Annotated in this window: 10 protein-coding genes and 1 riboswitch; of the genes, 6 read left to right on the top strand and 4 right to left on the bottom strand. The window is 72.9% G+C overall.

All coding sequences use genetic code 11. From position 1 onward, the window contains the following. Positions 1 to 56: 56 nt before the first annotated feature. Genes AC5YDA_RS11560 through cobM form a run of 4 tightly spaced genes read left to right on the top strand, consistent with a single transcriptional unit; the run spans position 57 to position 3,854 of the window. Entirely contained in the window at positions 57 to 899 is an 843-nt protein-coding gene (locus tag AC5YDA_RS11560) for a ferredoxin-like domain-containing protein (RefSeq protein WP_496188470.1), read from the top strand. Continuing rightward, on the top strand, positions 899 to 1,564 hold the full coding sequence (locus AC5YDA_RS11555) for a precorrin-8X methylmutase (RefSeq protein WP_496188471.1): 666 nt from the start codon (positions 899 to 901) through the stop codon (positions 1,562 to 1,564). The genes AC5YDA_RS11560 and AC5YDA_RS11555 overlap by 1 nt, the downstream gene beginning before the upstream one ends. Beyond that, positions 1,561 to 3,096 (top strand): precorrin-3B C(17)-methyltransferase, encoded by a 1,536-nt coding sequence (cobJ, locus tag AC5YDA_RS11550; RefSeq protein WP_496188472.1) that lies wholly within the window; start codon positions 1,561 to 1,563, stop codon positions 3,094 to 3,096. Before AC5YDA_RS11555 ends, cobJ begins: the two co-directional genes overlap by 4 nt. Beyond that, complete coding sequence (cobM, locus tag AC5YDA_RS11545; protein ID WP_496188473.1) at positions 3,096 to 3,854, top strand: precorrin-4 C(11)-methyltransferase; 759 nt, start codon at positions 3,096 to 3,098, stop codon at positions 3,852 to 3,854. Before cobJ ends, cobM begins: the two co-directional genes overlap by 1 nt. Here the strand turns inward: cobM and cbiE are convergent. Next, the gene (cbiE, locus tag AC5YDA_RS11540) at positions 3,838 to 5,064 is read right to left on the bottom strand and encodes a precorrin-6y C5,15-methyltransferase (decarboxylating) subunit CbiE (protein ID WP_496188474.1); all 1,227 of its coding nucleotides are present in this window, start codon (positions 5,062 to 5,064) and stop codon (positions 3,838 to 3,840) included. The genes cobM and cbiE overlap by 17 nt on opposite strands. 26 nt (positions 5,065 to 5,090) lie before the next feature. After that, positions 5,091 to 5,249, top strand: a riboswitch (cobalamin riboswitch). Between the two features lie 26 nt (positions 5,250 to 5,275). On the opposite strand from cbiE, the gene AC5YDA_RS11535 reads away from it, so the two are divergent. Then, on the top strand, positions 5,276 to 7,396 hold the full coding sequence (locus AC5YDA_RS11535; RefSeq protein ID WP_496188475.1) for a VWA domain-containing protein: 2,121 nt from the start codon (positions 5,276 to 5,278) through the stop codon (positions 7,394 to 7,396). Beyond that, positions 7,396 to 8,010, top strand: a complete 615-nt coding sequence (cobO, locus tag AC5YDA_RS11530) for a cob(I)yrinic acid a,c-diamide adenosyltransferase (protein WP_496188476.1) — start codon at positions 7,396 to 7,398, stop codon at positions 8,008 to 8,010. Before AC5YDA_RS11535 ends, cobO begins: the two co-directional genes overlap by 1 nt. Before the next feature lie 28 nt (positions 8,011 to 8,038). Here cobO and AC5YDA_RS11525 read toward each other — a convergent pair whose 3' ends face one another. The 3 genes from AC5YDA_RS11525 to cobN are packed head-to-tail and all read right to left on the bottom strand — an operon-like array spanning position 8,039 to position 13,154. Beyond that, complete coding sequence (locus AC5YDA_RS11525) at positions 8,039 to 8,791, bottom strand: cobalt-precorrin-6A reductase (RefSeq protein WP_496188477.1); 753 nt, start codon at positions 8,789 to 8,791, stop codon at positions 8,039 to 8,041. Continuing rightward, a complete protein-coding gene (gene cobF / locus AC5YDA_RS11520; RefSeq protein WP_496188478.1) occupies positions 8,791 to 9,534 on the bottom strand; it encodes a precorrin-6A synthase (deacetylating) in 744 nt (247 codons plus the stop codon). Before cobF ends, AC5YDA_RS11525 begins: the two co-directional genes overlap by 1 nt. Continuing rightward, entirely contained in the window at positions 9,531 to 13,154 is a 3,624-nt protein-coding gene (cobN, locus tag AC5YDA_RS11515; protein ID WP_496188479.1) for a cobaltochelatase subunit CobN, read from the bottom strand. The genes cobF and cobN overlap by 4 nt, the downstream gene beginning before the upstream one ends. Positions 13,155 to 13,282: the final 128 nt, after the last annotated feature.

Raw genomic sequence — 13,282 nt, 5'->3', positions numbered from 1 at the left:
GCCGCCGGTCAGTGCCAGGCCCCGCGACAGGGTCCATGACAGATGAGGTTCGACGCGTGCGAGTGAATCGTGACCGGGGCGATCGATGCCCCGGCGTCCTGCGGCCCTGGGAGGCGGCCGACGGGATGCTGGTGAGGCTCAGGCTGATCGGTGGCCACGTCCTGGCGACCAGGCTCCGGGCCCTGGCCGATGTCGCCCGGCAGTACGGCGACGGGCGTGTGTACCTGACGACTCGGGCCAACCTCCAGGTGCGCGCCCTGCCCGGCAGGGACGGCCGCCTTGACGCCGATGCCCTCGCGGCGCTCGAGGCAACCGGCCTGATTCCCCGGCCCACGCACGAGCTGGTGCGGAACGTCATGATGTCCCCCCAGACCGGGCTCGCCGGCGGCCGGGCAGACCTCCGGCGGGTGGGTCGCGACCTCGACGCGCTCCTCTGTGACGACCCGCGCCTGTCCGCGCTCCCGGGACGGTTCCTGTTCGTCCTGGATGACGGCCGAGGCGACCTGATCGGCCGGACCTGCGACCTGGGTGCAGTGGCCCTCGATGGTGAGACCGCCCAACTGCGCGTCGGTGCCGGCTGGGGGCGTCGTGTCGCCCTGGCGGACGCCGCAGCGGCCCTGGCGGACCTGGCCGGGAGGTTCGTGGACGCCCGCGGCGCAGGGCCCGGGGCGGCCTGGCACGTGAGCGAGCTCGCCGGGCCGCTGACGGAGCTGCAGGACCCCGACCCGAGCCTGCCCGAGCCGGCGCCGGCGCTGGCGTTCGGCGACGTGCCGGGTGGCCGACACGTCCGGGTTCCGGAGTCCGGACTCGACGCAGACGCCGTGGCCGCGCTGACCGAACGTTCCGAATCCCTGATCGTCACGCCCTGGCGTGGCGTGCTCATCCCCGAGGAGCACTGATGACGACCCCGCGTCGACCGACACGCCGCTACGACTACATCGACTCCGGCCCCGCCATCTACGTGGACTCCTTCGCCGCGATCCGGGCCGAGGCGGACCTCAGTGGGGTGCCGGCGGATGCGGAGCGGATGGTCGTCCGCATGATCCACGGCAGCGGCCAGGTCGACCTCGTCGACGACCTGGTCGTGCATCCGCGTCTCGTCGCCGCCTCGCGTGGGGCCCTGGAGGCGGGTGCACCGATCCTGTGCGACGCCACCATGGTCGCGACCGGCGTCACCCGCAGCCGGTTGCCCCGCGACAACGAGGTGTTGTGCTTCTTGGGCGACGAGCGCGTCGCGGGGCTCGCGTCCGCGTGGGGGACCACGCGGACCGCTGCGGCCGTCTCGCTGTGGGAACCGCACCTCGAGGGTGCGATCGTCGCGATCGGCAACGCACCGACGGCGTTGTTCCACCTGCTGGAGATGATCCTGGACGGTGCTCCGCGGCCGGCTGCCGTCGTCGGCTGTCCGGTGGGCTTCGTCGGGGCGGCGGAGTCCAAGCAGGCACTGGTCGACTTCCACGCCACCCATGGCATCGACCTCCCGTACGTCACCGTCCGCGGACGGCGGGGCGGTTCGGCCATGACCTCGTCGGCTCTCAACGCACTGGCGCAGGAGGAGGAGTGAAGGGCCGGTTCACCATCGTCGGGGTCGGTCCGGGAGACCCCGGGTTGATCACCCTCAAGGCTGCCCAGCTGATCGCCGAGGCGACGGTGGTGGCCTACCACGCAGGCACGAAGACGGAATCCAACGCGCGCCGGACGGCGGCCACGCTGATTGCGCAGCACGCCGTCGAGGAGGAGCTGCGCTACCCCGTCACGACCGGGACGACCGACCACCCCGGCGGGTACGTCGGGGCGATGGCCGACTTCTACGAGTCGTGCGCCGAGCGCCTCACCGCCCACCTCGACGCCGGCAGGGACGTGGTCCTGCTCGCCGAGGGCGATCCGCTCCTCTACGGCTCCTCGATGTACCTCCACGACCGGTTCAAGGCATGCTACGAGACCTCCATCGTCCCGGGCGTTCCCGCCTTCGCGGCGGCGACCGCGGCGATCGCGAGGCCCCTGGCTCGCCAGAAGGACGTCCTCACCGTCCTGCCCGGGACTTTGCCGGAGGCCGAACTCGCGCGACGGCTGGGCGACACCGACGGCGCCATCATCATGAAGCTGGGCCGCACGTTCCCGGCCGTGCGGTCGGCCCTGGAGCAGGCAGGCCGCCTCGATGACGCCTGGTACGTCGAACGTGTCTCGCACGAGGGCGAGCGGTGGCTCCCGGCAGCCGAGGTCGACCCGGCGACCGTCCCGTACTTCTCGCTGATCGTCGTGCCGGGGGACACCGCCCACCGTGCTCCGCAGGCGCGGCTCCGTACCCGGCCCGGGGTTCCGGCCGCGCCGGAGACGGACACCGGGGGCGCTGCGGAGGTGTTCGTCGTCGGGCTCGGGCCCGGCCCGCAGGAATGGACCACCCCGGAGGTGTCACGGGTGTTGTCCCAGGTCGATCACGTCGTCGGCTACGCCCCCTACGTCGACCGCGTGCCGCAGCGGACCGGCCTCACCCGACATGCCTCCGGCAACACCGTCGAGGTGGAGCGTGCGCGCCACGCCCTCGACCTGGCCCGGGCGGGCGAGAAGGTGGCCGTGGTCTCCGGCGGGGACGCCGGCGTGTTCGGCATGGCCTCGGCCGTCTTCGAGGCAGCCGAGGACCCGACGTACGCCGGTGTCGTGATCCGCGTGCTCCCGGGGGTGAGCGCGGTCCAGGCGGTCGCAGCCAGGGCCGGTGCACCGATCGGAGCCGACTTCGCCGTGATGTCCCTGTCGGACCGGCTCAAGCCCTGGTCCGTCATCGAGCGGCGCCTGCGCTCGATCGCCGGGGCGGACCTGGTCCTCGCGATCTACAACCCGGCTTCTCGATCCCGCACCGAGCAGATCGTCAGGGCCCGCGAGGTGCTGCTCGACCACCGCAGCCCCGACACCGTCGTCATCGTCGGCCGGGACATCGGCCGCTCGGAGGAGTCGCTCACCGTCACCACCCTCGGTGAACTCGACCCGGGCACGATCGACATGAAGTGCCTGCTCATCATCGGTGCGGCGTCGACCCGCGTCGGCCCGGCCGGCGTGTGGACGCCGCGCTTCGTCGAGGAGCCAGAGGGGGAGGGCTGATGGTCGTCCACTTCGTCGGCGCGGGCCCGGGAGCGGCCGACCTCCTGACCGTGCGCGCGACCCGGCTGCTCGCCGCGGCCGAGGTCGTGCTCTATCCGGGCACCTACCTCGATCCCGAGGTCCTGGGCCACGTCAGCCCGTCCGCCGAGCTGGTCGACACCCAGGATCTCCACCTCGACGAGATCACCGACCGCCTCGTCGGCGCCCACCGCGCAGGCAAGGAGGTGGTCCGCCTCGCGTCCGGTGACCTGTCGATCTACTCCGCGCTCGCCGAGCAGACGCGACGACTGGACGCCGCGGGCGTGCCGTGGGACGTGACGCCCGGTGTTCCCGCCTACGCCGCCGCGGCAGCGCTGGTGGGCCGGGAGCTGACCGTCCCGCTGATCAGCCAGTCGGTCGTCCTGACCCGGACACAGGCACGCTCCACCGCGATGCCCGAGACGGAGTCCCTCGGCGCCTTCGCCCGCACGAGGTCGACGCTGGTCCTGCACCTCGCCATCCGGCGGACGCGGGAGTTGATGGAGGGACTGGAGGCCGATTACGGCGCCGACTGCCCGGTCGTGGTGGTCCATCGCGCGAGCCAGCCCGGCCAGCAGATCCTGCGTGGGACGGTGGGGACGATCGCGGACGCCGTCGAAGAGGCCGGCCTGAGGCAGGCCGCCGTCATCCTCGTCGGACGTGTGCTCGACCCGGTGGAGGGCTGCGAGTCCCACCTCTACGACGCGGCGCGCGACCGGCCGCTCAGGAGTCGCGGGTGAAGGCCCACTGAGTCACGGCCGGAGAGGGGGCCCACCCCGTGCCGCCGTCCCCCGGGGTCGCGACCTCGACGCTGATCCGCACCAGCTCGCCGCCGTGCCGCCCGTGGAGTCGCCGCAGGAGGGCAGCGGTCTCCGGGGTGGTGCCCTGCACGACGAGGCGACCCCCGCTCACCAGGGCGGCCAGACACCGCTCCACCACCGCGTCCGTGGCCGCGCCACCGTGGACGAAGACGGCGGAAGGCGCGGGCAGACCGTCCAGCGCGCCGGGTGCAACACCCCGCACGACACGCAGCGTCGGGACCCCGAGGGCGGCCGCGTTCCGCTGGAGGCCCTCGGCGCGCCGGGCGTCCGGCTCGACCGCGGTGGCCGAGCAGGTCGGATGGGCGCGCATCCACTCGATGCCGACCCAACCCGGGCCCGCCCCGACATCCCAGAGGTGCTCGCCGGGGACCGGGGCGAGCCGCGCGAGGGCTGACGCGCGCGCATCGCGCAGGCCCGGGCGTCCGCCCTGCTCGAAGCAGTGGTCGGGCAGTCCCGCCGTCCACGCCCCGCGCGGCGGGCCGGCCAGGGCGAGCCCGATCACGTTGAGACGGGGCGAGGCCGCCGACCAGGTGCTCGCCGTGCCGTCGATGCGGGAGAAGTCCGCGCTTCCCAGGTCGCCCAGGACGTGCATGGTGCTCGCCCCGTAGCCGACGCTGCGCAGGAGCTCCGCAACCTCCGCAGGTGTCCTCTCGTCCGCGGACAGGACCAGCACGCGCCGGCCCGGGGCCAGTTCCCGCAACACCAGCGAGGTGGCGCGACCGACGACGCTGACCACGGCATGGGACTCCGCCGGCCAACGCAGTTCGGCCCGGGCGAGCGCGACGGAGGAGAGCGCCGGAAGGACGCGGACGCGGTCGGCGCCGAGCAGGTCGACCAGCGTCGTCCCGACCCCCGAGACCAGCGGGTCGCCGGACGCGAGCAGCACGATCTCGCCCGCGCCGAGGCCGGCGAGGAACGTGACGAGCCGCTCACGCAGGGGTGAGGGCCACAGCTCACGTCGCTGGTGCGGGCGAGGGGGGACGAGGGCCAGGTGCCGGCGGCCGCCGACGAGGACGTCCGCGCCCAGGACCAGTTGTCGCTGGGCCTCGGGCAGGCCCGACCATCCGTCCGCAGTGAGACCGACGACCGTGACCGCCGGCAGGGGCTCAGGGGGAATGGGCGCGCACACGGAACCGCACGCTATCGTGGGCGGCGAGCACGAGGTGCCCCCGGGGTCCCGTCACCGCAACGGTGGCGTCGGCCGAGGGGGAGAATCTGGGAAGCCGGTGGGATTCCGGCACAGGCCCGCTGCGGTGAACCGTCCCCCACGAGGGGCCGGTGAGTCCGAAGACCGGCCTCGTGTCCGACACGATTCATGCCGACCCGAGCGGGAGCCTCAGATGCCGGTGCACTATCCCTTCTCAGCCGTGCTGGGGTGCGGTCCCGACGCGTTGGACGACATGGGGCTCGCCCTGGTCCTCACCGCCATCACGCCCGAGATCGGTGGTGTGCTCGTCCGCGGGGAGAAGGGCACCGCGAAGTCCACCACGGTCCGGGCGCTGGCGGCGATCCTCCCGCCGATCGAGGTGTACACCACGGACCGTTTCTCGATCGACCCGGCCGACCCGTCGGCGGCCTCGCCGGACGGCCCCTTCGGTGCCGACACCGCGACGCTCACCCGCCCCGTACGGCTCGTCGAGCTCCCCGTCGGCGCCACCGAGGACCGGGTCCTCGGCTCGCTCCACCTGGAACGCGCCCTCTCCCACGGCAAGGTCGAGTACGAACCCGGGCTGCTGGCCCGGGCGCACCGGGGCATCCTGTACGTCGACGAGGTCAACCTGCTGCACGACCACCTCGTCGACCTCCTGCTGGACGCGGCCGCGATGGGCCGCTCCACGGTCGAGCGGGACGGCGTCTCGGTCGAGCACGCGGCGCGCTTCGTCCTGATCGGCACGATGAACCCCGAGGAGGGGGAGCTGCGCCCCCAGTTGCTCGACAGGTTCGGGCTCACGGTGGAGGTCGCTGCGCCGCGCGAACCCTCCCTCCGCGCGACGGTCGTTCGTCGCCGCATGGCGTACGACGCGGATCCCGCAGGATTCGCCGCGGACTACGAGGAGGCCGACCGCGCCCTCACCGGGCGGATCGAGGCGGCACGCCGCCGCGCCGGCACGGTTCGGCTCGGCGAGGCCGCGTTGCTCAAGATCGCCGAGGTCTGCGCCGCGTTCGAGGTGGACGGGTTGCGTGCCGACATCGTGACCGCCCGGACCGCGGTCGCCCATGCGGCGTGGGAGGGACGCACCGAGGTCACCCGGGCGGACATCCGGCGCGCGGCGATCCTCGCGCTGCCCCACCGGGGGCGCCGCAAGCCCTTCGACGCGCCGGGTCTCGACGAGGACCTCCTCGACGAGGTCCTCGGCCAGGAGGATCCACCACCCGACCCACCCGAGGGGCCCGGCCCCGGTGAGCCACCGCCGCCTCCCCCCGGTACACGCGACGACGCGGACGACGCGGACGGCGCGGACGGCGCCGGCGCCGGCGCCGGCGCCGACGCGGGGGCGGGATCGCCCGACTCGCCGGCGTCCCAGCCCGAGCCCGAGCCCCAGCCCGAGCCCGAGCCCGAGCCCGCACCCGAGCCCGAGCCGGCGCCCACGGGCCAGTCAGGGCAGTCGTCCGGACGTGACAGGGCCGGCTCCCCGGTGGGAGCTGCGACGCCGTATCGGCCGCGGCTCCTCAGCGTCCGGGGCGTCGGTACCGGAACGCCGGGGCGGCGGAGCCGAGCGCTGGCGAGCAACGGCCGACGCATCGGGGCGGTTCCGGGGTCCTCCGGAACGCTCCACCTCGTCGAGACGCTGAAGGCAGCGGCCGGCAGGCAGCCCGCCCGGGGACGGGCGAGCGGTCGGGTCGACGTCCGCAGCGAGGACCTCCGTGTCGCCCTGCGGGAGGGACGGGAGGCCAACCTGGTGCTCTTCTGCGTGGACGCGTCCGGCTCCATGGCCGCCCAGAAGCGCATGACACAGGTGAAGACCGCGGTGCTCTCGCTCCTGCTCGACGCGTACCGGCGACGCGACAAGGTGGGACTGGTGACGTTCCGCCGGAGCGGCGCCGCGCTCGTCCTGCCCCCGACCCACAGTGTGGAGATCGCCGCGGCGCGTCTGGAGGAACTCCCCGCCGGCGGCCGGACGCCCCTGGCCGAAGGCCTGCTGGAGGCTGGACGTGTGCTCACCCGCGAACGCCTGCGCGACCCGCGGATGCGTCCCCTCCTCGTCGTGGTGACCGACGGACGCGCCACCGGCGGCGAGCACGCCGTCCCGCGGTCGCTGCGGGCGGCGGACCACGTGGCGGGTCTCGGCGTCACCACCGTCGTCGTCGACGGTGAGAGCGGCCCGCTGAGGCTCGGTCTGGCGGTTAGGCTCGCCGAGCACCTCCGGGGCGAGTACCTTCCGGTCACCGAGGTGAGCGCCGACACGCTCACCGACCGGGTGCGACACCATGTCCGACCTGCGACGAAGGGAGCGGCCTGATGCCCCAGGGACAACCCACGGCGGTACCCGACGACGGCCTCACGACCCGGCAGCGCCGCAACCGCCCGCTCCTGATGGTGCACACGGGCGACGGCAAGGGGAAATCCACGGCAGCGTTCGGCCTCGCGCTGCGCGGCTGGACCCAGGGCTGGAACATCGGGGTCTTCCAGTTCGTCAAGTCCGCCAAGTGGCGCATCGGTGAACAGACCGTGTTCGAACGGCTGGGCCGGCTGCACGACGAGACCGGTGAAGGGGGGCCGGTCGAGTGGCACAAGATGGGATCGGGCTGGTCCTGGACCCGCAGGCAGGGCGAGTCCACCGACCACGCGGCCGAGGCCGCGGAGGGCTGGCTGGAGATCAAGCGCCGGCTCGGCGAGGAGACCCACGACCTGCTGGTCCTCGACGAGTTCACCTACCCGATGAACTGGGGCTGGGTCGACGTGGCCGACGTGGTCGCCACCCTGAGGGACCGCCCCGGCTGCCAGCACGTGGTGATCACCGGTCGCAACGCCGACCCCCTGCTCATCGAGGCTGCTGACCTGGTCACGGAGATGACCAAACGGAAACACCCGATGGACGTCGGCCAGAAGGGCCAGAAGGGCATCGAGTGGTGACCCTGCCGCGGGTCGCCACGGTCTCCGGTCAGGTGATCCGTCGCCGCAGGTCCAGTTCCTGAAGCCAGGAGAGGGCCTCCTCGACGGTGCCGACCGTGGGGACACCCAGGGGGCCGGCGGGGCGGCGCACGACGATGACCGCGACGCCCAGGACTGCGGCTGCCCGCATCTTGGGCCAGTTGAAGGTGCCGCCGGAGTCCTTGGTGATCAGGACGTCCGTGCCGTGCCGCCGCATGAGAGCCAGTTCACCGTCGAGGGTGTAGGGCCCCCGCGTGGTGAGCAACTCCCACACCGCGGGCAGCGCCACGTCGGGCGCGTCGACCACGCGCGCCAGAACCGGGAGGTGGGAGAGGCCGGGCACGAACCGGGGAAGCGCCTGGCGTCCGACCGTGACGAAGGGACGCCCACCGAGTTCCACGGCCCGTCCGGCCGCATCCTCAGGGGTGTCAACCCGGTGCCAGGCCGGGTCGGGCGTCCAGCCGGGGCGTTCCAGCAGCAGCAGGGGTACCCCTTCCGCGGCGCACGCCGCGACCGCATTGGCCGTCATGCCCGCGGCGAAGGGGTGGGTCGCGTCCACGACGGCGTCGTACCGGGCGAGCTCAGCACGGAGCCCCTCGACCCCACCGAACCCGCCGACCCGGACCCGGCCGGCGGGCAGCCGGGGTTGGGTGACCCGCCCCGCGAGTGAGCTGGTGACGTCGAAGCCGTGAGCGACGAGCTGCGCGGCCAGGACACGTGCCTCGCTGGTGCCGCCGAGCAGGAGCACCCTCATGGCGGCCATCAGGGAGCCCTCAGCAGGTAGACGTCCATCACCCATCCGGCCGCGTCCCTGGCCCGCTCTCGTGCCTGCACGAGCGAATCGGCGACCTCGGAGACCCGACCCGCCACCAGCTCCTCCGACGGGGTGCCGAGGTTCGCTCCCCACCAGATCCACCAGTCGTCGAGCCCCTCCAGGGACAGGGTGCCGGTGAGCATGACACAGAGGTTGTCCTGGCCCGCCGCGACGTCGGCGCGCAGCCGCCGGCCGGTGGTGATGTGGACCGGCCGCCCCACCGGGTGCAGCACGATGCGGTGGCGTGCGGCCAGCAGCTGGGGGGCGCTGATGCCGGGCAGCACCTCGTAGGTGAGGGGGAGTCGCTCGGCGAGGGACCCGACGATCCGGATGGTCGAGTCGTAGAGCGACGGATCGCCCCACACCAGGAAGGCGGCGGTGCCGCCGCGCTCACGGAGCACCTGTTCGTAGGCGCCCACCCGCGCCTCGTGCCACGCGTGCACGGCCCGGCCGTACCCGTCCTGCTCCCGGGTGGTCACCGCGTCGCGGTCCCGGACGGGGTCGGGCACGACGACGAGGTCGACCCCGTACGCCTCGGCGATGGCCCGGCGGGCGGCGAGCAGCCCGTCATCGCTGGACTTCTCGGCCGCGATCACGTAGTCGCACGAGCGCAGCGCGTCCGCGACCTCGGGGGTGACGTGCTGGGGGCCCATGCCGATACCGAGGATCCACACCTTCGTCCGTGTCCTCATGCCCCGACCCCGTCCTCGAGGTCGCCCTCGATCTCCAGGTACACCTGCTGCATCGCTGCCATTGTCTCGGTGTCCGGCTCTGCCCACAGGCCACGGTCGGCGGCCTCGTGGAGCCGCTCGACGATGCCGCGCAACGCCCACGGGTTCGAGGTGCGCAGGAACTCCTGCGTGGTGCTGTCGAGGACGTACTCCTGGGCGAGCGCCTCGTACATCCAGTCGTGCACGACCCCGGCGGTGGCGTCGAAGCCGAAGAGGTAGTCGACCGTTGCGGCCAGCTCGAAGGCGCCCTTGTACCCGTGCCGCCGCATGGCCGCGATCCAGCGGGGGTTCACCACGCGCGCCCGGAAGACCCGGGCGGTCTCCTCCGCCAGGCTTCGCGTACGGATCACGTCCGGGGCCGTCGAGTCGCCGACGTACGCACGGGGATCGGCCCCGGTGAGGGCACGGACGGTGGCCACCATGCCGCCGTGGTACTGGAAGTAGTCGTCCGAGTCGGCGATGTCGTGCTCTGCCGCGTCGACGTTCTTGGCCGCGACCTTGATCCGCCGGTAGTTGGCACGCATGTCGTCGGCGGCCGGGGCGCCGTCGAGGTCGCGGCCGTACGCGAAGCCGCCCCAGGCGGTGTACACGTCGGCGAGGTCGCGGTCGTCGTGCCACGATCCCGCGTCGATCACCTGCAGGATCCCGGCGCCGTACGAGCCCGGCTGGGAGCCGAAGATCCGCGTCGTCGCACGCCGGGCGTCCCCGTGCTCGGCGAGGTCGGCCAGGTAGTGGGCCCGGACGTAGTTCAGGTCCGCGGGCTCGTCGAGCTCGGCGACGATCCTGACCGCGTCATCGAGGAGGGCGACGACGTGCGGGAAGGCATCCCGGAAGAACCCCGAGATCCGCACCGTCACGTCCACGCGCGGGCGGGCCAACTCCTCCAGGGGGACCACGGCCAGGCTGCAGACACGTCGCGAGGCCTCGTCCCACTCGGGGCGCACACCGAGGAGGGCGAGGACCTCGGCGATGTCGTCACCGGAGGTGCGCATGGCGCTGGTCCCCCAGACCGAGAGCCCGACCGATGTCGGGTAGGTGCCGGTCTCGTCGAGGTAGCGGGCCACCAGGGACTCGGCCAGCGCCTGACCGGTCTGCCACGCCAGGCGCGACGGCACCGCCCGCGGGTCGACCGTGTAGAAGTTGCGTCCCGTCGGCAGCACGTTCACGAGGCCGCGGAGGGGGGAGCCCGAAGGACCGGCGGGGACGAACCCGCCGGCGAGCGCGTGGAGCACGGCGTCGAGCTCGTCGGTGGTCCTCCGGAGCCGGGGGACCACCTGTTCGGCCGCGAACGTGAGCGTCCGCCGGACCTCCGGGTCGTCGGTCAGGCCGGAGATGGCCGAGGCGCTCCAGTCGGCCTCCTCCATCTGCTCCACGAGGGCGCGCGCACGGGATTCGATCGCGTCGACCGCCTTCAGGTCGGCGTCCTCCCCGAGGCCGAGCGCCGCCCGGAGACCGGGTACGGCGTTGCCGACGCCTCCCCACACCTGTGAGGCCCGCAGGATCGACAACACCAGGTTGACCCGCGCCTCGGCGGTCGGCTCCAGGCCGAGGACGTGCAGCCCGTCGCGGATCTGGGCGTCCTTGATCTCGCACAACCAGCCGTCGACGTGGAGCAGGAAGTCGTCGAACTCGGCGTCGTCGGGCTGTTCCTCCAGTCCCAGATCCCGGTGCATCTCGGCCGAGCGCATGAGCTGCCAGATCTCCCCCCGGATCGCCGGGAGCTTGGCCGGGTCCATCGAGGCGATGTTGGCGTGCTCGTCGAGCAACTGCTCCAGGCGGGACAGGTCGCCGTAGGTCTCCGCGCGCGCCATGGGGGGCACGAGGTGGTCGACGATGGTGGCGTGCGCCCGGCGCTTCGCCTGGGCGCCCTCGCCGGGGTCGTTCACCAGGAAGGGATAGATCAGCGGCAGGCTGCCGATCGCCGCATCCGGGCCGCACGAGGCCGAGAGGGCGGCGTTCTTCCCCGGCAGCCATTCCAGGGAGCCGTGCTTGCCGAGGTGGATGACGGCGTCCGCCCGGAACCCGTGCTCGATCCACCGGTAGGCGCCGAGGTAGTGGTGGCTCGGGGGGAGCGCGGGATCGTGGTAGATGGCCACTGGGTTCTCGCCGAAGCCCCGTGGCGGCTGGATCAGCAGGGCGATCTTGCCCGCCTGCAGGGTCGCCAGCACCAACTCGCCCGCGTCGTTGACGAACAGGCTGCCCGGCGACTCACCCCAGCACTCGACGGTCGCCCGGCGCAGGTCCTCGGGAAGGTCCGCGAACCACCGGTCGTAGTCCTCCTTCCCGATCCGCACGTGGGCTTCGGTGAGTTGGGCGGAGGTGAGCCAGTCCTCGTCCTGACCGCCCGCGGCGATGAGCGCACGGATGAGCCCGTCCCCGGCCTGCGTGTCGTCGTCCCCGTCGAGGAACTCCGTGACCGGGCCCGTGCCGCCGAGGTCGTAGCCCTCCTCGCGAAGCCGCCTCAGCAGGCGGATCGCCGAGGCCGGAGTGTCCAGGCCGACGGCGTTGCCGATGCGGGCGTGCTTGGTCGGGTAGGCCGAGAGGACCAGGGCGATCCTCTTCTCACCGTTCGGCGTCCTGCGCAGGCGGGCGTGGTTGACGGCGATGCGGGCCACGCGGCCGGCCCGTTCGGGGTCGGCGACGTAGCGGGGCAGGCCCTGCTCGTCGATCTCCTTGAACGAGAAGGGCACCGTGATGATGCGTCCGTCGAACTCGGGGATCGCGATCTGGTTCGCGGAGTCGAGGGGGGTCACGCCGTTGTCGGACGCCTCCCACTCGGCTCGGCTCGTGGTCAGGCACAACCCCTGCAGGATGGGGATGTCGAGGGCCGCCATCTGCTCCACGTCCCAGGATTCGTCGTCACCCCCGGCGCTTGCGCTGGCGGGCACGGAGCCGCCGGCCGCGAGGACCGTGACGATGAGGGCGTCGAGAGAGGCGAACGCCTCGTACAGGTCCTTCGGCGCGGAGCGCAGGGAACCGGCGAACATCGGCACGGCGACGGCGTCTCCGGTCGCGTCGATCGCGTCGGCCAGCGCATGCACGAACGCGGTGTTCCCGCTGGCCTGGTGGGCCCGGTAGAACAGGACGCCCACGCGCGGCAGTGACGTCCCGGCGGGGGGCCGCCGGTCGAGGTACCCCCACGCAGGGATTTCGGCGGGGGGTTCGAACCCCTCGCCGGTGAGGAGCACGGTGTCGGAGAGAAAGGCGTGGAGCTGGGCGAGGTTGGCGGGTCCGCCCTCGGCGAGGTACCGGTGCGCCTCCGCCGCCACGCCCTTCGGAACCGTGGAGAGCTCCATCAGCTCGGCACTGGGTTGCTGTTCCCCGCCGAGGACCACCAGGGGGGTGCCGCCATCACGTACTGATGCCACCCCGGGCCACAGGTCCTGGGGTGACCCGAGGAACCGCACCACGACGAGGTCCGCGCCCTCGACGACCTCCGCGCCCTCGACGACCTCCGCGAGGTCGGCGTCCGTGGCGCGGCCGGGGTTCGCCCAGACGAACGCCGCACCGCTCGCGCGGGCGGACAACAGGTCGGTGTCGGACGTGGACAGCAGCGCGATGCGCGCGGGCCTCTTCCTCATGGGATGTTTCCTCCTGCGTGGTCTTCCGACCCGGCGGTCGGATCACCCGGTTGTCACACCCGCGGGTGGGGGTGAGCGTGGATGGTCTTGGGACGGTGGTGGCGCGTGCTGCCCTGTCGATTCTGCTG

This window comes from Propioniciclava sp. LT294, assembly GCF_059516005.1.
The sequence above is the reverse complement of the archived record's forward strand: the minus strand, read 5'-3'. Positions and strand labels throughout refer to the sequence as shown.

Coding starts and splice junctions, on each gene's coding strand:
- AC5YDA_RS11525 (WP_496188477.1), bottom strand. CDS start 8,791: ATGGCCGCCATGAGGGTGCTCCTGCTCGGCGGCACCAGCGAGGCACGT.
- AC5YDA_RS11535 (WP_496188475.1), top strand. CDS start 5,276: ATGCCGGTGCACTATCCCTTCTCAGCCGTGCTGGGGTGCGGTCCCGAC.
- cobF (WP_496188478.1), bottom strand. CDS start 9,534: ATGAGGACACGGACGAAGGTGTGGATCCTCGGTATCGGCATGGGCCCC.
- cobO (WP_496188476.1), top strand. CDS start 7,396: ATGCCCCAGGGACAACCCACGGCGGTACCCGACGACGGCCTCACGACC.
- cobM (WP_496188473.1), top strand. CDS start 3,096: ATGGTCGTCCACTTCGTCGGCGCGGGCCCGGGAGCGGCCGACCTCCTG.
- AC5YDA_RS11555 (WP_496188471.1), top strand. CDS start 899: ATGACGACCCCGCGTCGACCGACACGCCGCTACGACTACATCGACTCC.
- cobN (WP_496188479.1), bottom strand. CDS start 13,154: ATGAGGAAGAGGCCCGCGCGCATCGCGCTGCTGTCCACGTCCGACACC.